This window comes from Flavobacterium sp. PL002 (assembly GCF_054165825.1).
On the sequence record NZ_CM135110.1, the window covers coordinates 3,157,403 to 3,176,791 of the forward strand.

At 33.2% G+C, this 19,389-nt stretch carries 19 protein-coding genes; 1 reads left to right on the forward strand and 18 read right to left on the reverse strand.

Annotation, left to right across the window (positions count from 1 at the left end; genetic code table 11):
* Positions 1 to 110 precede the first annotated feature (110 nt).
* The 17 genes from ACVEGE_RS13810 to ACVEGE_RS13890 form a co-directional block, all read right to left on the reverse strand.
* Entirely contained in the window at positions 111 to 434 is a 324-nt protein-coding gene (locus ACVEGE_RS13810; protein ID WP_192500515.1) for a hypothetical protein, read from the reverse strand.
* A gap of 48 nt (positions 435 to 482) precedes the next feature.
* Positions 483 to 857: a nuclear transport factor 2 family protein gene (locus ACVEGE_RS13815; RefSeq protein ID WP_192500514.1), complete on the reverse strand. Its 375-nt coding sequence runs from the start codon at positions 855 to 857 to the stop codon at positions 483 to 485.
* A gap of 168 nt (positions 858 to 1,025) precedes the next feature.
* Positions 1,026 to 2,870, reverse strand: coding sequence for a PLP-dependent aminotransferase family protein (locus ACVEGE_RS13820; RefSeq protein ID WP_192500513.1), 1,845 nt, complete (start codon positions 2,868 to 2,870; stop codon positions 1,026 to 1,028).
* Between the two features lie 390 nt (positions 2,871 to 3,260).
* Positions 3,261 to 4,529 (reverse strand): hypothetical protein, encoded by a 1,269-nt coding sequence (locus tag ACVEGE_RS13825; RefSeq protein WP_192500512.1) that lies wholly within the window; start codon positions 4,527 to 4,529, stop codon positions 3,261 to 3,263.
* Positions 4,530 to 4,718: 189 nt separating this feature from the next.
* Positions 4,719 to 4,982: an FUSC family protein gene (locus ACVEGE_RS13830; RefSeq protein ID WP_173855837.1), complete on the reverse strand. Its 264-nt coding sequence runs from the start codon at positions 4,980 to 4,982 to the stop codon at positions 4,719 to 4,721.
* A 286-nt stretch (positions 4,983 to 5,268) separates the two neighbouring features.
* The gene (locus ACVEGE_RS13835; RefSeq protein ID WP_192500511.1) at positions 5,269 to 6,780 is read right to left on the reverse strand and encodes a P-loop ATPase, Sll1717 family; all 1,512 of its coding nucleotides are present in this window, start codon (positions 6,778 to 6,780) and stop codon (positions 5,269 to 5,271) included.
* A 198-nt stretch (positions 6,781 to 6,978) separates the two neighbouring features.
* Positions 6,979 to 7,740, reverse strand: a complete 762-nt coding sequence (trpA, locus tag ACVEGE_RS13840) for a tryptophan synthase subunit alpha (RefSeq protein WP_173838699.1) — start codon at positions 7,738 to 7,740, stop codon at positions 6,979 to 6,981.
* Positions 7,741 to 7,784: 44 nt separating this feature from the next.
* Positions 7,785 to 8,105 carry a gamma-glutamylcyclotransferase family protein gene (locus ACVEGE_RS13845; RefSeq protein WP_173838698.1) on the reverse strand — a complete coding sequence of 107 codons (321 nt, stop codon included), beginning with the start codon at positions 8,103 to 8,105 and terminating at the stop codon, positions 7,785 to 7,787.
* A gap of 210 nt (positions 8,106 to 8,315) precedes the next feature.
* Positions 8,316 to 9,497, reverse strand: a complete 1,182-nt coding sequence (gene trpB, locus ACVEGE_RS13850; RefSeq protein WP_173838697.1) for a tryptophan synthase subunit beta — start codon at positions 9,495 to 9,497, stop codon at positions 8,316 to 8,318.
* An 11-nt stretch (positions 9,498 to 9,508) separates the two neighbouring features.
* On the reverse strand, positions 9,509 to 10,126 hold the full coding sequence (locus ACVEGE_RS13855) for a phosphoribosylanthranilate isomerase (RefSeq protein WP_192500510.1): 618 nt from the start codon (positions 10,124 to 10,126) through the stop codon (positions 9,509 to 9,511).
* Positions 10,127 to 10,358: 232 nt separating this feature from the next.
* Positions 10,359 to 11,174, reverse strand: coding sequence for an indole-3-glycerol phosphate synthase TrpC (trpC, locus tag ACVEGE_RS13860; protein WP_192500509.1), 816 nt, complete (start codon positions 11,172 to 11,174; stop codon positions 10,359 to 10,361).
* A gap of 88 nt (positions 11,175 to 11,262) precedes the next feature.
* Complete coding sequence (gene trpD, locus ACVEGE_RS13865) at positions 11,263 to 12,258, reverse strand: anthranilate phosphoribosyltransferase (protein WP_192500508.1); 996 nt, start codon at positions 12,256 to 12,258, stop codon at positions 11,263 to 11,265.
* Between the two features lie 184 nt (positions 12,259 to 12,442).
* A complete protein-coding gene (locus tag ACVEGE_RS13870) occupies positions 12,443 to 13,108 on the reverse strand; it encodes an anthranilate synthase component II (protein WP_192500507.1) in 666 nt (221 codons plus the stop codon).
* Positions 13,109 to 13,156: 48 nt separating this feature from the next.
* Positions 13,157 to 14,560, reverse strand: coding sequence for an anthranilate synthase component I family protein (locus ACVEGE_RS13875; protein ID WP_192500506.1), 1,404 nt, complete (start codon positions 14,558 to 14,560; stop codon positions 13,157 to 13,159).
* Between the two features lie 319 nt (positions 14,561 to 14,879).
* Complete coding sequence (locus ACVEGE_RS13880; protein WP_173855829.1) at positions 14,880 to 15,446, reverse strand: YceI family protein; 567 nt, start codon at positions 15,444 to 15,446, stop codon at positions 14,880 to 14,882.
* 27 nt (positions 15,447 to 15,473) lie between these two features.
* Positions 15,474 to 16,106, reverse strand: coding sequence for an NAD(P)H-dependent oxidoreductase (locus ACVEGE_RS13885; RefSeq protein WP_192500505.1), 633 nt, complete (start codon positions 16,104 to 16,106; stop codon positions 15,474 to 15,476).
* 11 nt (positions 16,107 to 16,117) lie between these two features.
* Complete coding sequence (locus tag ACVEGE_RS13890) at positions 16,118 to 16,573, reverse strand: MarR family winged helix-turn-helix transcriptional regulator (RefSeq protein WP_173855827.1); 456 nt, start codon at positions 16,571 to 16,573, stop codon at positions 16,118 to 16,120.
* Positions 16,574 to 16,956: 383 nt separating this feature from the next.
* On the opposite strand from ACVEGE_RS13890, the gene ACVEGE_RS13895 reads away from it, so the two are divergent.
* On the forward strand, positions 16,957 to 17,715 hold the full coding sequence (locus tag ACVEGE_RS13895; protein WP_192500504.1) for a hypothetical protein: 759 nt from the start codon (positions 16,957 to 16,959) through the stop codon (positions 17,713 to 17,715).
* Positions 17,716 to 17,998: 283 nt separating this feature from the next.
* Here the strand turns inward: ACVEGE_RS13895 and ACVEGE_RS13900 are convergent, their stop codons facing one another.
* Complete coding sequence (locus ACVEGE_RS13900) at positions 17,999 to 19,330, reverse strand: IS4 family transposase (RefSeq protein WP_192500503.1); 1,332 nt, start codon at positions 19,328 to 19,330, stop codon at positions 17,999 to 18,001.
* Positions 19,331 to 19,389: the final 59 nt, after the last annotated feature.

A 19,389-nucleotide genomic window follows, 5' to 3' on the forward strand; every position in this document is an offset into this window, starting at 1 on the left:
AAGCATTCAATTTAGAAGAAATTTAGAATACGTTTTGTAGGCACTTAAGAACGAGTGTTTTTTTTTTCTTAGAGCGCTATTAAGTTTACGAGTAGCTATTCATAATGTTATTAACCTTTGGGACCAAACATTCTTTTTGCAGCAGGTTCAATATTAAAATACAGGTTTCTGCAGTCATCTGAGTCTTTAAATTTGACCCCTAAAATATCATAAAAATCACCATTTTTATCTCTTCCTGAACCTATAGAACAAATTCCTTCTTGAAATGCTAACCTTATGATCCATTGGCCGTCAGCAGGAGAGAGTGTGAACCAAGATGATTCATAAACTTTTCCGTTTCCTGTAGATAATACACAGGTGATAATTAAGTCAAATTTAGCATGGTACAAATTTGATAATGCTTCATTTCCTGTTTGACTTTTTATAAAAGCCATTTCTCTATTTCCTAAAATACTTTTACGATCAATTTATGATACTTTTTACTAATACATTTTATTTGTATTGGCTGATTTTTTTGGGATTTGCTGGATTGCATCCCAGTGTTCTACGATTTTACCTTTGTTGTCAAATCTAAAAAAATCCATAGTCACGTATTGGTCATCGTTAGGCCATATTTGGTGCGTATGAAGTGAAACCAAATCATTCTCGGCTATTACTCGCACAAATTCAATTGTTTTTTGAGGATATTCAATTTGCATTCTCTCAAAATATTCAATAAAACCTTCTGTTCCATTTGTAACTTCAGGATTATGTTGGATATACTCTGAACCCACATATAATTCAGTTGCTTTTCTTGGGTTGCCTTCGTATGCCATCTTATAAAAAGCAATAGCACTTTCTTTCATTTGTTCGATCATAACTCGGGGATTTATTAGTTTGTATATTTATTAATTGAATTTAAGTAAGAAGAAATAATTTAAAATAAATAATAAAACATATTTCTATAAAATTAGTCCAATTTAAAAAAAAGCACATACAACTTTTATAATATATGTGCTTTTTTAGAATTCTAACTTTTGAAGATCTTAAATACTCTCAACAAATTTTAAAAAGACTTTTTTATGTAATTCAAGATCCATGTCTCCAGAAAGTGATGCACGTACAATATAATCTTTGTCGCCTTCCTTAGTTGTTCCTTGAGTAGAAGTTGCGGGAATAGTCCAGTAACATCCTTTTAATTGACCATAGCTTACGCAAAATTTACTTTCATTGGGAATAGCAGTGATCATTAAATTGATTAACTTCAAGTTCAATTCTCTTTTGTGCGCCTCTTTTTCAGCTGCAGTATTTCCTTTTGTAGGCAAATCTAACGAGAATACAGAAGGAGTAAACCCTTGCTGAGCCAATTCTTCTGAAACAAAATTAATTTTTGCTCCCGGTAAGGAATCGTGGATAAAATTTACAAAATCGCGCGTGTTTTTATACGCAGCACTAATTCGTTGATTCATTGACGGCAACTGCTTGGCTAATATTTCATATTGAAGATCTGTAGCCTCATTATCGCAAAGATCAAGATGTAGAGCAATTTTTTCCATCAAAGCAACTGTTTTTTTGTTTCCTACACAGTAACCAGCAGTACATTTCCCACCACTAGGAAATTTAGATCCACTAGCAAATGAAATTGTTCTAACGGAGGCAAGAATATCCTCTTCACCTAAAAAGTGAACATTAGGACAAAATGTTTGGTCTAAAATAAAAACAGGATCGATAGCAATTGTACCAGTTGCAGTTTTACGTTTTTGACTTAAAACATTTTTTAAATCAGTAAGATTAGGTACTTCTACACGAGGATTTGTTGGAATCTCAGCAATGATGTATGGAATTGCATCTTCAGTTGCAATTTGGGTCAAAACAGTGTCAATACTTTGTACCATATCATTATCGCCATCAACTAATAAATCTACAATTTCAACATTGTCAATACAAGCAGCAACACGTCTCGCTTGATCATTAGTGCCTCCATAACAATTAGGCGGAACGATTATTTTAATTGCTTTCCCTTTGTGGTTTTCAACGGCATCATGAATTAATCCCATTAAAATAGCATACTGAATTGAAAGTCCACTTGAAGCAACAAGTGGCGTTGTACTCGTGTTTGTGATTTTTTTTATAGCCTTTAAAACAGCTTTTTTATCAGTGGTTACGTTGCTTTTAATGACAGTAATAGGTTGTTGTGCTACTAATGATTTTAAAGCTGCAAGCGAGTCAGAAGGTGTCATTGCAATAGTTTCTCTACGTCTTACATGCTGGATATCCGAAACGTAACTTTCGTTTTCTTTTCCGTTTACAATTAAAACGCTTCCTAACTGCTCGTACAGGCTAATATAAAAATCTACTCCGCTAGGAATAGTAAGGGCACCAAATTGCTTTTCATTTGCAATTAAAACAGTACTCCCATTAAAAGCCGGAATGGTATCAGTATTTTCAATTTTCTTTAAATCAAAATGATAACCATAAATATTCTTCACCACCTCAATGTCAAAGGATGCTGGCAAATCTCCAGTATAAAGGATTTGGGTGTTTTTATGGTCTAATAAATTTTTTCTTAAAACGGATAATACAGGAACTGTCTTAGATGAAAAACTAATTACATTATCTGCTTTTAGATTATTTGCTTTAGCAATACCCCATTCTAATACACAAGATAAAGGATGACCTAACCTAATATAATCATAAGCGGTAGGTAATTCATTAAGTGCTGTAGTGCTTGAATTGTCATTATTATACAACGCTTCAAACTGATCTAAGAATTGTGTTTTGGCTTGCTTTTCATCGTAAATATCTAGTCGGTGCGTGGTTATGTCCAACCATCTCGTAGGCATATTTGTTATTACCTCTTTTATATAATGTAGTATTTTATTGTCTTTCATAATATTAACTTTAGATAGACCGCAATTTACGTAAATAGATTTATTTATAAGGACTCATAGCCGTTTTATTGGGAAGTTGATGGTGTAGTATTTCAATTTTTTGCGAATTAATTATTTTAATAAAAGGAACCATTTATCCAAGTCCTGTTTTAATTATTTTTAAATAATGCAAGACAAAGAAGTTATATGATCCTCTTTATTCTTAAGACTATAAGTTAAAATAATATTCCCTAATCAAAATAACAAAGCTCATATTATCTTCAATCGGTTCATTTTATACGCTGTGCTAGCTAAAGCAGGAAGATTATAATTGCACTCATTTTTTCTACTCGAGAATAATTAAAATGTAAAATAAGTTTTTACTAATAGTAAAACGTTTAGTTAGTCTGATTATTCTAAGTCATACATTTCTGTAATTTTTTCTGGATGTAAGTAATAATAAAATAGTAAATGATGCAGTGCATCAAAATTATTCTTAAATGTATAATTAGCGTCATCACCACCAAAAGCAAGTCCTGCAACTGCTCCTGATTCGTTTGCTGGAATTTCAAATTCAGTTTGGAAATTGTTTTTTGATGAGTTAAGCTCCTCTACATCACGTTTACTAATGCCTATTTTTTCCAAATCTAAACTAGCTGAATCCAGGTAAGAAGTAGCGTCATTTAAAATGTCATCGCTGTCTTTTGATCCTTTCAATATTTTAACAAAAGAATTATCCATCATGCGGTAAGTGAAGTCGTCATTATTATGCATTAATTTATAGATCTTACTTATAAAAAAATATCTCATTTCTGATTTTTGAATAGGTGAAGCTTTTATTTTATCGATGCAATTTTCTTGTTTTTCGATCCATGCCAGAGCAGCTTCTTTTGAATCAATCCAATTGTCATTATACCATTCCGAAATAACCTTTCCAATCTTAATATTATTTTTTATTGAATCTGACAATTTATTTAGACCTTCAATAGTAGTTGCTTCTGATGATGTATCTACAAAACACTTAAGTCTATTTTCACAATCTAAAGTGTACGGGAGTATATCCTCTACAGCCAATGCCTTAATTTCAATAGGAGCATCTAACGTAAAGTTGTTTATATTTTTAAAATAAGCCGCTACATAATTGTTTTTTAAATCCTGTATTGTATGAAAATCATTTAAGTCATTGTACAATATATCGTAAGAATATGCCATTACAGAAACTGTTTGTGCAGTTAAACTATGAGGCATTTTTTGAGCTAACCATTGATACGTTTTAACTTTTGGATTTGAAGTGTCATAATCTGTCATTAATACCCATAGTAATCTTATTTCTGGTGCAATAGTTTCATTTTCAAACGAAAAATTATCAGCATATTTATTTTTTAGTGGCGTGTAAAATGCCTCTTGATACATTTTAAAATTACCCGTAGGTTTTTCAGTAAATTCATAATAGGTTGATAACGCATTTATAAGCGCCACCTTTTCTCCTAGAGCTACATCATTGCTGTAAAGTGTATTAGTAAAATCTTTCACAGTTATCCCTTTATTACTAATAGTCGTGTATTTGTTGTTACCTATCTTTTCATACGCAGTGTAAAAATTTAAACCTGCTAAAAAACTAGAGTCGGCAAATGAAGAAATTGAAAAAAACAGTGAGGCAATAAGAATTAATTTTTTCATTAGTTGTATTGTTTGTGTATTTTGTTTTTAAAGTAATCTATATTCTAATTACGCTTTTACTATTTTATGAATCATTGCTAATATTAGATGATTTTTTCCTCAACAGTTGACAGCCTACAACAGCTATGATTTGTGGCAGTCTTTAAGCCTTTACAAAGCCAATTATAAGAGTATGCACTTAGATTTTTTTTAAATTTTGGCTTTTACTGATCGCTCTCTTAAAATGTCGTCTATCTCCTTTGCTCTTTTACTCTTAGGGTCATTAATCAGTTTGTAAATAAAATATAACGGGATTAAAGTGACTAATCCCCAACTGTTTTTTGTTACACTATAAAATATAATTCCCATTAAAAACCCTATCAAGAGGCTGTTTTGTATGGAAAATGATTTTAATTTTTTAGCTTCTTCTTTTAGTTCAGCATCACTTAAATTATGAATATCAGTATTGGTCATTTCTTGTGTTTTAGGGTTTGGTTTATTTAATATAATGATATATTAATTCTTCAATGACAATAAATTCTAAATTATTCCAACCAGCTGTATTGTTTTTTCTGAGTTGTAACAATCAAAAAACTATTGATAAAATAATTTCCGTCGTCATCGCTGTAAGAATGTTGCTGGAGTTAATTATTTGCATGACAAATAAGATTGCATTTATTAATTGAATTATAACTCATGTATGTATTGTTCTTAATTGTATGTTTTAACAATGATCGAATATGAAAAATCTTAATATCTCTTAATTGATTGTATTGCACTTGGGACATAAATATTGTTTACGATTAAAATCCCTGTAAAATATGTTTTTACAAGTCAATGTCTTACATCTTCTCACTTTTTGAGTTATAAACTCCAAAACACCTAACTTTGGACATGCAGTAAAAGCTATTCGAATATCCTGAAAAGCATATTCATTGACGGCTTTGCCAGCTTTTCTGGGAACAATACCAATTTTTTTAAGGTATTCTGCAGTTTGCCAAGGATTTATAATATTCCTTACAGCCGCTACATCAGATGCTACTTTATTAATAACAAGCTCCTCAATTGTAAATGAAACATGTTCTGTTTTAATTAAATATCTTAAATTATTTTCATTTGTTATTAACTCTTTAGTTTTATCCATACAAAATTGTTCAATCGATGAATGAACTATACTTTCATCAAAGAGACTGCTATTTTGATCTTTTTTGAATTGTTCCGATATTATTCTATTACAAATTCTAATACAATCTCGAGGACTTAAATCAGAAAATAAAATTATACGTCCAAATAGTTTTTTATTAGAAAACATTGTTAGAAAATTTTTTACTTTTCCATTGCTATAGGCTTCGACTCGCTTGTCCAACATGCTAGATATTTGCTGCCAATCCCAATTTAGTTCATAAGAAAATACTCTGTCTGGACGAGCAGAAATTACTGTGTACGGTTTTAATGCATCCCATAAGAAAAATTTAAAACTAACTCTTGGTGTTTCTAATAGTTCTAAATCCTTTAATAAATCTTCAATTAACCTATAACTTGCTTCTGGATTATTACCTGTTAAATTCGTTTCATCAACTAAAATAAATATTGAATTGTAATTCGCCTTAATTAATAATTCAATTATGTTGAAAAAATTATCTTTATGACTAATTTCTAATTTTTTGTCAATAGCTATTTTAGATAAATCAATTTCTAATCCTTTACTTTTGGTTATTTGCTTTATGACATTTGTGATCGGTTCTTTAAAGCCATTCCATATATCAACTGCTCGATCTTTTATAGTTTTTAATGATGAAATTGCTTGATTTGGAAATGATGCTGGAGTATTATATAAATAAATTCTAGCAATTTTATAGATGTATTGTCTTTCTGTGAAAGTGTAAACCTCATCGAAATTAAAATTATCACTCTCAATTCTTTTAAATAAAGAAACAAGTAGAAGTCTGTTTAAAAAAGTTAAATGATAAGTTAAGCTTATTTCACTGATATTTTTAAATTCTGTTAGGTCATGGTTCGTGTAAGATATAGCTAAAATATCATCATATTCTCTAGTCCTCTTTTCTATCATTACTCTTTGGGCAGTTTTCCCTGCACCTCTAGGTGCATAAATTATACTAGATACAGGTTCGTAAGGATTTCCCCAAATATCTTCAAAATAATCTGGCTTGATGAAGTATTGACTTAAGAATTCGGTCTCTTTATCTGCGTTTGAAAATTGGAAAGGGTTCGCTTTAAAACCTATATTATTGAGATATTCACTTATCGTCATTTCTGTAAATTTATATTATTCTTCCCGTTCTTTTTTTAATAGATTATTCTAAAATATAATTTCATAATCAATTTATTCAGAATTTTATTATGATCAAATATATTAATAATTATTATTACTTTGTTTCTAAAAGAATGAAAAAAAAAACGGCATCTAGTTTTACTTAGACGCCGTTGTTATTATATTATGTAATGGATGTTATCGAATTGCTTTTGCAAAATCAGCTATTCTTCCAGTACCATTCTCGGTTAAGTGCTGTATAAATGCACTACCTATAATGGCTCCTTTTGCAAATTTCGTTGCTTGATTGAAGGTTTCTGCATTATTGATTCCGAAACCAATTACTTGTGGATTTTTCAAATTCATGTTGGCAATACGTTTGAAATAGTCTTCTTGCGTACTTCCAAAACCAGTTTGTGATCCTGTAACACTTGCCGAACTCACCATATAAATAAATCCATCAGAAACACTATCAATAAAGTGAATGCGCTCATCAGATGTTTGTGGTGTAATCAAGAATACATTTAGCAAACCATATTTTTCAAAAATAGCTTTGTATTCATCTGCGTAAACATCAACAGGAAGATCCGGAATAATTAATCCATCCACACCTACTTCTTGACATTTTTTACAAAAGTTCTCTATTCCGTATTGTAACATAGGATTGAAATATCCCATCATTACTAGGGGAATAGAAACTGTTTTTCTAATATCTTTTAACTGGTCAAACAGCACTTGCGTAGTCATCCCGTTGTGTAAAGCTTGGGTAGAACTTGCTTGAATCGTAGGTCCGTCAGCAAGTGGATCGCTAAACGGCAAACCAATTTCGATCATGTCTACACCATTTTTTTCTAAGTCTTGTATAATTTGAACCGTATCATTCAAACTAGGATATCCAGCAGAGAAATAAACAGAGAATATCTTTTTATCTTCTTGCAGCTTTTGTTTTATTCTATTCATTGCTATACTAATTAACAGATGCCTGATCTGTGTACTATATTTTTTTACGTTTTGGCGCTAAAGGCCCATGCTACTTCATTTGATTGTAAACGAACTTCAATCCTTTTATACTGTTTTCCTTCGTAGGTATCAGCGAGTTCTAGTTCATGAACTGAAAGATCATAAACCATCCCTTCAATAATATCATTAGTATTTTCAGTAGGGGCAATGATAGGGTAGGTTTCCATACCAAATTCCTCTTCGATTTTAATTTCTTTTACTTCATATCCTTTCAACGTTTCAGGAGTTCCTTCTAAGAATCTTCCAAAAACGGTTTCCTGAACTTCTTTATCTTTTAATGATCCGTAGGCAAATAATTTTTCCATTTTTTCTTTTTTGAATTTGTGCTATGATTTATTTACTCTCATAGTTTTTATTGCGTTAGGGATAGCAGCGGTATCGCCCAATTTAGAATACAAGGTCCTTAGACCGCTAGTATTCTTATTGGGAATTTAGCGTATAGCCCGGCCTTTTTTTTCTGATTTTTATCAGAGGAAAAAAGGAAACGCCCAAATGTAAAATTAGTGAAAAGTTATCTACAAATTGAAATAATCAATGTAAGTACTCAAATCTTTATCACCACGTCCCGATAGATTGATCACTACGATATCCTCTTTTTTAAATTTCATTTCGTCTAGAACAGCAAATGCATGCGCACTTTCAATGGCTGGAATTAACCCTTCTAGTTGAGATAGTTTTAATCCCCAGTCCATTGCTTGTTTATCTGTGATGGAAATAAATTGTGCACGTCCTGAAGCAAATAAATGAGCGTGCATAGGACCTACACCTGGATAATCTAAACCAGCTGAGATAGAATACGGCTCGGTAATTTGTCCATCAGTTGTTTGCATCAATAAGGTTTTACTACCATGTATTACACCTACTTTTCCTAGGGCTGAAGTAGCAGCACTTTCGCCAGAATCTACTCCGTGTCCAGCGGCTTCTACAGCGATGATATTAACATCTTTTTCATCAAGAAAATGATAATAAGCACCAGCAGCATTAGAACCTCCACCTACACATGCGATTACATAATCAGGGTTTTCACGACCTTCTTTCTCTAGTAATTGCGATTTGATTTCCTTAGAAATAACCGATTGGAAACGTGCTACCATATCAGGATAGGGATGTGGTCCTACTACAGATCCTATGATATAATAGGTATCCACAGGATTGTTGATCCAGTCACGAATGGCTTCGTTTGTAGCATCTTTCAGCGTTTTTGAACCTGAAAGAGCGGGACGAACCTCAGCACCTAACATTTTCATACGAGCCACGTTTGGCGCCTGACGTTTAATATCAATTTCCCCCATGTACACAATACATTCCATTCCCATAAGTGCACAAACAGTAGCCGTAGCCACACCGTGTTGTCCAGCTCCAGTCTCGGCAATGATGCGTTTTTTACCCAATCTTTTAGCGAGTAATATTTGTCCAATAGTGTTGTTGACTTTGTGCGCACCAGTATGACATAAATCTTCTCTTTTTAAATACACCTTAGTATTGTACATCGCAGACAAACGTTCTGCAAAATACAATGGAGTAGGGCGACCCACATAATCTTTAAGCAAGGCATCAAATTCAGCTTGAAACTCAGGTTCAGCTGTGATTTTTAAATAATTCTGACGCAGTTCTTCTACATTTGGATATAACATTTCTGGAATGTAGGCCCCTCCAAATTCACCGTAATAGCCTTTTTCGTTTACGTTGTATGACATTGTTTTATTTTTTATTGTGGATGATTAAACGTGGAGATACATTGCACTGCATCTCTACTTAATGATATGTTTTTTAATCCAGGTTCTATTTCAAACTTGCTGTTGACGTCTATGGCATGAACGGGCAAATTAGTTTTCAAAATTTCATTTACAGCATCCATTTCGTCAAGACCTATTCCTCCGCTTAAAAAGAACGGTTTTGATGATGGGTATTGCTGTAGTACTTTCCAATCAAATGTACTTCCGTTACCTCCTGGTAGCTTTCCTTTAGTATCGAATAAAAAGTAATCACAAACCATTTCAAAAGGTTCAAGTACCGCAAAGTCAAAGGTATCTAAAATTGAAAATACTTTTATGATTTCGATCTCCTTTAACAAGGATTTACGTAATTCACCACAAAATTCAACCGACTCCTTACCGTGTAACTGTACTGCTTGTAAATCGTATTGTGCTACTTTTTGAACAATATTTTCAACTGATTCATTCACAAAAACCCCCGTTTTTTTAATGGACTGAGGTAATTCAGGTACGATACCATCAAAATAACGAGCCGATTTCTCCCAGAAAATAAAGCCCATATAATCGGGTAGGAGTGCTCCCAGCTCGAGGATGTTTTCAGGGTATTTCATACCACAGATTTTTATCCCCACCCCGGCCCTCCCCGAAGGGGAGGGAGACTTTGTGTTAACTTTGATTGTCTTTTTCATATCTATTTATATTAAAAACTTCGGTAGAAGTTTTTTACTGCTCACTGCTCACTGCTCACTGCTCACTGCTCACTGCTCACTGCTCACTGCTCACTGCTCACTGCTCACTGCTCACTGCTCGCTGCTTACTCTTATCTCTTGCCTCTTTCTTCTTTTACATGTCCACAAAAAGAGGAGTTCCCCCTTCGGGGGCTAGTTGCTTTATGAATTCCGTTGCTGCTTTTCCAGCATCATCTGTTTTCATAAAGTTTTCCCCTATTAAAAATCCCTTGTAACCATAAGGTTTTAATTCTGTTATCGCTTCGATTGAGCTAATGCCACTTTCGGATACTTTTACGAATTCATTCGGAATCATGTCTGCTAATTGCTTGCTGAAATCCAAACTCACTTCAAAGGTTTTCAAATTTCTATTATTCACGCCAATCATGTCTAACGTGGGCATAATCGATTTTTCTAACTCTTCTTGATTGTGCACTTCTAGTAAAACCTCCAACCCTAAACTTTTAGCAAATTCAGATAATGATTTGATTTCGTCTCGCGTTAGTACCGCAGCGATAAGCAAAATTAAATCTGCTCCATGTGCCTTTGCTTCAAGTATTTGGTATTCGTCTACAATAAATTCTTTTCGCAATAGCGGAATATTTACCGAAGCTCTCGCCAATAGTAAATCGTCTAATGATCCACCAAAGTATTTTCCATCTGTTAAAACTGAAATTCCGCAAGCTCCAGCGCTCTCATATCCTTTGACAACTTCTTCCACTGTAAAGCTATGATTGATAACCGACTTAGAAGGAGAACGGCGCTTGTGCTCCGCAATGATTCCAGTGTTGCTGTTTCTTAAACTAGTGCTTAATGAAATAGTCTCTTTCGAAAAAAACACCGAAGCTTCTAATTGAGAAACCGGAATAATGCTTTTTTTGAGAATGATTTCTCGTTTTTTATCTACTATTATTTTATCGAGTATGTTCATGATCTTATTATTTGTTTAAAGTTTAAAGTTTAAAGTTTCAGGTTCCCAGTTTGTGTAACTTGAAACTTGAAACAAAAAAAACTTGAAACTAACTTTTGCTCAACTCCTGTAATTTTGTCAATGCTTTCATTCCTTTTCCTGATAGCAAACTTTCCTTTGCTTTAGCGAAACCATCTAATGGAGTACATCCTGTTACTGTGGCAATTGCCATAGCAGCATTTGCACAGACAACATTGTTTTGCGCTTCGGTTCCTTTGCCTGAAAGGATGTCTGTAAACATTTTTGCTGATGCTGCTATTGTTGTTCCACCTTCGATTTCACTTTGCTGTAACTGATTTACATTAAAAGTCTCGTGAGAAAGCATTCCTTCCATACTGCTAGTGATAATCTTCGTGGGGCTTGTTAACGAAATTTCGTCGTATCCATCAAGAGAATGTAAAATGGTAAAATTCACATCGGTATTTTGATATAAGTAAGCATACATTCTCGCTAACTCTAGGTTAAAAACTCCTACTAATTGGTTCTGCGGGAATGAAGGATTCACCATAGGACCTAGCATGTTGAAGAACGTTTTTACGGCTAGTTCTTTTCGAATGGGCCCCACATTTTTCATTGCAGGATGAAACAAAGGAGCGTGTAAAATACAAATTCCAGCTTGATCGATAGATTTTTCAAGGAAGTCAGCATCATTACTGAATTTGATTCCTAGACTTTCCATCACATTACTTGAACCTGAGATTGACGATAGTCCGTAGTTACCATGTTTAGCTACCTTGACACCTGCACCTGCAGTAATAAATGAAGCTAGCGTCGAGATGTTGAAAGTGTCTTTACCGTCACCACCTGTCCCGCACAAATCGATTGTATCGTAAGCAGATAAATCTACTCGAATGCAAAGCTCTAATAGCGCCTCACGAAAACCGGCCAGTTCCTCAATACTTATGCTACGCATCATGTAAACAGTCACAAAAGCGGCTATTTGACTTGGATTGTAATTTCCGTTTGAAATATTAACCAACACGCTTTTTGCTTCTTCTTTTGAAAGCGTTTCGTGATTGATTAATCTGTTTAATATGTTTTTCATTTTGTTTTTTTGTTATCCTCCCCCGGCCCCCTCCAAAGGAGGGGGTGACTGGATGGTTAAACTTTGTCTTTAAACTACGTGCGTAAACTTTGTCTTTATACTTTATGTTGAAACTTTAACTGCGAACATTTTTTGTAAACTTTGCTTGCAATGTTTTTTAGCAAACTATGACGGTAAATAAGTATCAATTATCTAGTTCCGTTTTGGCTCCCACTCCTTCGGAGGGGGTCGGGGGGAGGATATTCACCCAGTTCTCTAACATTCTTTTCCCGTTTGGTGTTAACACACTTTCTGGGTGAAATTGTACCCCACGTACGTCATAGGTTTTGTGGCGTAGTGACATAACTTGACCATTCTCATCAAATGAGGTTGCCTCTAGAACATCAGGTAGATTAGGATCTACTACCCATGAGTGGTAGCGTCCCACTTCAAACTCATTACCCAATCCTTCAAATAAAAGTTCGTCATCTACTACTGTTTTAACATTAGTGGCGATGCCGTGGTATACTTTATCTAAGTTAGATAGTGTTCCGCCATATACTTCCCCTATGGCTTGCTGTCCTAAACAAACCCCGAAGATACTTTTTGTAGGTCCGTATTTTTCAATCACAGCTTTCAACAAGCCAGCTTCATCTGGAATTCCTGGGCCTGGAGAAAGTAGTATTTTATCAAAATTAGCAATGTCATCTATTGCAAACTCATCGTTTCTGTAAACGGTCACTTGACAGTCTAAATCTTCTAAGTAATGCACTAGGTTGTAAGTGAAACTATCGTAATTGTCTATAACTAGTATTTTTCCCCTAGCCCCCGAAGGGGGAACTGATGCAGAGGATGTATTTGCTTTTGTCATTTTTTGTCTTAATTAAAATTTTTAATTCCCCCTTCGGGGGTTAGGGGATTATATTGTTTCAGCTAAATCTAATGCTGTATTCAATGCTCTTAGCTTGTTATACACTTCTTGCATTTCGCTTTCTTCGTCAGAGCTTGCTACAATTCCTGCACCGGCTTGTGAATGGAGTTGGTGATTTTTACTCAAGAATGTTCGAATCATAATGGCATGATTGAAGTTCCCTTCAAAATCCATGAAGCCAATCGCACCACCATAGAAATTACGATTTGTTTTTTCGTAATCTTCGATTAATTGCATGGCTCTATGCTTAGGTGCTCCGCTTAACGTTCCTGCTGGAAAAGTATCAGCTACGACCTGCATTGTTGTTGCTTTATCGTGTAAATGTCCTGTAACTTTAGAAACTAAGTGAATCACGTGAGAGAAAAACTGCACCTCTCTATAACGCTCTACATTTACATGGTGTCCGTTGCGGCTTAGGTCATTTCGAGCTAAATCAACCAACATGACATGCTCGCTATTTTCTTTTTTATCTTCAGATAATTGTTTGGCTAAAATAGCATCTTTCTCATCATCTCCGGTGCGCTTAAAAGTTCCGGCTATAGGATGGATTTCGGCTTTGCGATCTTTAACAATAATTTGCGCTTCGGGCGAAGACCCAAAAATTTTAAAATCACCATAATCAAAGAAGAATAGGTAAGGTGAAGGATTGATGCTTCTTAAAGCTCTGTATACGTTAAATTCGTCACCTTTAAAACCTTGCGTGAAACGACGTGATAAAACCAATTGAAAAACGTCTCCACGGAAACAGTGTTTTTTGGCTAAAGCCACATTGTGCTTGAACTCATCATCTGTAAGGTTAGAGAAACCCTCACCATCCTTTGTAAACTTGTAAGAAGCAATGTTGCGTGATTGCAAGAGTTGTTCTATTTCAGCAAGATTATTAGTATCTTCATCTAGACTGTGACAAAATAAATACGCTTCATTTTTAAAGTGATTGATAGCGATGATGTTTTGATAAACGGCGTAATAAACATCAGGAATAGTGTTGCTATTTTCTTTTTTTGCGATTGTTACTTTTTCAAAATAACGAACAGCGTCATAAGATAAGTATCCAAACAAACCGTTGTTTATAAATTTAAAATCGTTCTTCTCTGATGTGAACTCATGTGAGAATTCTTGAATGATTTCAGGAACAGAAGTCTGCTCATTAATAAAGATCTTTTCAGAAGTTCCGTCAGGATATGATTTTAAAATTGTCTCGTTTTCAATTTTTATAGATGCTATGGGATTGCAGCAAATATAGGAGAAGCTGTTGTCTCCGCCGTGATAGTCGCTACTTTCTAGAAGCAAACTATTAGGGAATTTGTCGCGAATTTTAAGGTAAATACTAACAGGCGTAATGGTGTCTGCTAGAATTTGTTTGTATTTAGTATTTAATTTAAATGATTTCAATGCGAATAAATTTTGATGATTTATAATTTATTTAAAAGTATAAAAACGGAAAAAGGCTTGTCGTGATGACAAGCCTTTTATATTTGTATTCAAAAAATACCATAGGTGCTTAGTTCACGACGTTTGACGTAAATTGTTCCACCACCAAGTATTGTTTGTAATTGTTTTCATAAGTCAAAGATAGAAAATATATTTATATGACAATCATATTAAAACAATAAATATTAAAATTTATAAAACTTTAATATCTGTAGAAGCTGTGGAAATAAAAAACCCAACAATTACTTGCTGGGTTTTTTTATATACTTTAAAAAAAGTATTAGAATTTTAAAGCTACAGCCAATTCAAATTCGTCTGAAATAGCTTTGTCACCTATTGAACTAAAGATGCTTGCAGAGTTGTATTTGATATCATATTGAGTTCTGTCTACCATAAATTTAGTAGTTGCAGTGTTTCCGTTTACAGTCATGTCAAAAGAAACTGATTTTGTAATTCCTTTGATTGTTAAATCAGCAACCACAGCATAAACTCCTTTAGATTTAGTTCCAATTTTTTTGAAAACTAAAACTGAAGTTGGGAATTTTTCTGTTCCAAAGAAATCTTCTGATTTCAAGTGACCGTTTAATTTACCTAGATATTCACCAGTTAAATCAGTTGCAGTTAATGAAGTCATATCAGTAGTAAAAGTTCCACCAACTAATTTATCACCTTTAAATACAAGTGCACCATCTTTTAGGTTTACTGTTCCGCTGTGTTCACCTGTTACTTTTTTAGCTAACCAGTTAATGGTGCTTTTTGCAGCGTCTACTTTTTTAGTTTGTGCTGATACTGTTGCTGTAGCAAAAACTACTACTAATGCTAATGCAATTGATTTTAAATTTTTCATTTGTTTGATTTTAAAATTGATATATAATTATAGTGTAATAAATAAATCCTCGTTTGATTTTCTAACTTTTTTGTAGTGTTGTGTATCGTCCTCATTGTGACGGTATCCCACAGGAGCGATAACTGCTGCATTCAAGTTGAGTTTGTCTAGTCCTAATATCTCATTAAATTGAGAAGCATTAAAACCTTCCATTGGTGTTGCGTCAATATGCAATTCAGCCGCGGCATTTAATAAATTACCCAAAGCTAGGTAAGTTTGTTTTGTAGTCCAAATATTTTTAAACTCTTCAGTCATTCCGCTAACGGCACCTTTCATTAAGTCAGAAAAACCAGCTAAAGCATCAGTAGGTATTCCTCTAGTTTCACTAATATTCTTAATGTAAGATTCAATCTCAACATCACCAACATTTGTTTGATTGGCAAAAACAAAAATATGAGAAGCATCCGTAATTTGTGTTTGTCCGTAAGCAGCAGCAATTAACTTGGCTTTTACATCATCGCTTTCGATAATTAAAACTTTGTATAATTGCAAACCATACGAAGAAGCGCTTAAACGAACTGCTTCTTTTAAAAAATTTAAATCAGCAGTGCTTATTTTTTTAGTGCTATCGTATTTTTTAGTTGCATAGCGCCAATTTTGTTTGTCAAGTAATGTACTCATAATGTTGTTATTTATTGGTTTCGGTATTTTTCGATTAAAATATTTAATAATTCGAGTTCTTCAGTATTTAAATTCTTTGCAAAATGATTTTCGTGGGCAATTACCTTAGGCTCTAACTGTGTGAGTGCATCAAGTCCTTTTTGGGTAATGGCAACTTCAATTTTTCGTCTATTATCAGGACAAACTTTACGAGTTACAAATTCTTTCAATAACAATTTGTCTACTAACCGAGTTGTATTACTGGTTTTTGCAATCATCCTTTCCTGAATTACAAACATATTAGTAGGATTACCATTTTGGCCTCTTAATATTCGCAGCACGTTATATTGCTCGCTAGATAAGTCATAAGGCTTTAATACTTCATTGAATTTTTCAGCGATTATATTTTGAGTATACAACACATTTAATATAATTCTTTTCGAATTAGTAAGTGTTACATTTGTTTTTATAATTTCTTCAATTTTCATATTCCGTATATGTTATTTGTTGGTACAAATGTAACAACTTATTTAGTTGTATATACAAATATTGAGTTATTAATTTGTTAATTTTTTTTTATCGAAAGAAATACAGCCATAAATAATTAAGAATGGCTTTTAAATAGGACTAAGATAAATTTTATAGATATCAAAAATAAAAAGAATACTACCTATGTTATAAGGTTACATTTTTATAGCGATGTTTTAAAAATTACTTTTAAGTAAAAAAAGGTAAGGAGAATTAATTTGAAAGTATGTAACTCACTTTTTAAAATAGAGGCTTTAATTTATACTATTCTTAGTAATGGGAGTGATTTACACAATAAATCCTATTTTTAGCGTTTTATAATTCAAAATATAAACACTTAATTATGATTTTTAAAGTTACTTTATCAAAAGCATCCCTTTTTGCCCTAACCCTTTTAACCCTTTTATCTTGTTCTAAAGATGAAGATGAAGAAAAACAAGTAGACAACTGCTGTGATTTTCCAGTTGAAGGAACTTGCGACAATCCTGAAAATTTTGTTTTTGTAGAGAAAGACAATTTAATAAACGTTGAATTTGAAGATGCGGCATTCACGACGGATTGGGAATTAGTAAAGACAGATAAAAACAGCTCTGGAAAAGGCTATATGGTTTGGAACGGAGCACAGAGTCTAGGAACGCCTGGAAAAGGGTTGACAAAATTTAAAATTAAGGTCAATAATCCAGGGATTTACCGTTTTGTTTGGAGATCAGCGATAAAAACAGGAACATCAGGATCTGACCATAATGATTCTTGGTTGCGATTTAATGATGCTAATGATTTTTATGGAGAAAAAACTTCTGGTAGTATAGTTTATCCTGGTGGATCGGGTAAAACGCCTACTCCTAATGGAACTTCTACTGATGGTTGGTTTAAAATTTATAGAAGCGGAAACGATTTAGATTTTAAATGGCAAGCAAGCACATCTGACAATGATTCTCATAATATTTTTGTAAAATTTACAACTGCAGCTGAATACACAATGGAGGTTTCTGCACGTTCTACGGGACATGCCATAGATAAATTTGTATTGTACAAAGAAAGCGAATACACTCTAGAGCAAGCGACTACATCAACTGTTCTTAGCGAAATTGTTTGTAAATAATTTCCAAACAATAATTTAAATTACTCGTATAATATTACTAATTTTTGCAACGCACTTTGTATAAGTGTCACGTAAAAAAAATGTAATATAATACGAGTTTTTTTTTTGCTGTTTTTTTAAGGATCTCATTATTAGTTTCGAAGCAATCAAACATCGTTGCTCCGTTTGTGTGCTCTTGATTGTGAGTTTACTTTGCTTCGCTCGCAATGACAATTATGCTCGCAATGATGGTGTAGGTGGTGTTTCGCGTGAGGGATAGCAGTCAATGTCATTAAGTTAAGGATTAGATCACTCTTTTATAGTTATTTACGGATTTATATTTTCCTGATTGTCTTATTTTCGATTTTCTTCGCTCATAACTTCTATTGATCCTAATAGGCTCAAGATATCTCTCAAATAAATTTTGTAATTCTAATAACACTATTTTGGGTTCCTCTGCAAGCAATAAAGCTACTATTTTATTTTTCATGCTTCCAATACTCAATGTCCTGTTAATTTGATAATCATGCTTCCTAATTTTATTTTTAATTTCCAGATAGGGCTCGCATTGCTTCTCTATTATACTTTGCAAATTTGACACCAAAGTTGTGGCATAAAAATCCTGTTCTATACTCCAAATCGTATGCCCGCTAAATTGCCCTAACTGCAACACATTTTTATCATGGCCGTAACTGGTCTCTATCTTCCATCTCATGAAATAAAGTGTTTTAAAAATCTCTTTTTTGTACTTTTTACAGTCGTACAAATTGGTTAGTAAAACTTCTATTTCCCCTGTTTCCAATTCTACCTTTATCATTCGTATAGGTATTGTTGTATGAAGAAAAACACTGAACCCATATTCTTTCATTTTATGGATAGCTCTATAATTTGGCCCAAGATTTATAACTTTATCATCATCTGGACTTAACATAAAATCACTGACTTCCTTATTAAAACCTTGTTTGCATCGCATCACAAAATGTTTTGTCTTTTCCTGATGAATCAATAAATACATCAATGAAAAACTCGCAAATCCTCTATCATAAATAGACAAACTATCTTCTGGGATACATTCAATATGCTGTGCAACTATACTTTTTTCACCAATTTTTATTGGATGTATTTTCGAGAATACAGTAATTTTATTCAACACATCATAAAACTTCATTATTCCAGCCATTGGGACTTCCTTAATATGATTTCCATGAGTACCAAAATGATTTTTTACTTCTTGCTTATCTACCAGATTAATAGTAGAGCCATCCACTGCTATGAGTAAGAAACCATTCCATTTTTTGACCTTATCACCATAATAATTATAAAAAGAGTTTACTAATAGCTGATTCCAAACTTCAAAAAACAATGGTTTTAGCTTTTTTCTCTGGATACTTAACGCTGATTTTGTGCAGCTTAAATTCTCCGAAAGACAATTCTCAAAAAAATTTTGAATCTCTATAGATAAACTCTTTTTGAGCATGTTAACAATTAGAAACACAGTTCGGTTATAGGTCAATTTTCTATTTCTAGTAAAATCGGAAGCCTTACTTGTAAATAATTTCCTTAACTCAAGATCAGTATTAATAATTTTTAAAAATTCTTTTAACTCTTCTATTATTTTTATATTTGCTTCTACCATTGGGATTGTTTTTTTTGTCAATTACAAAGAACCTAATTTAGGTTCGTAACCCAATGGTT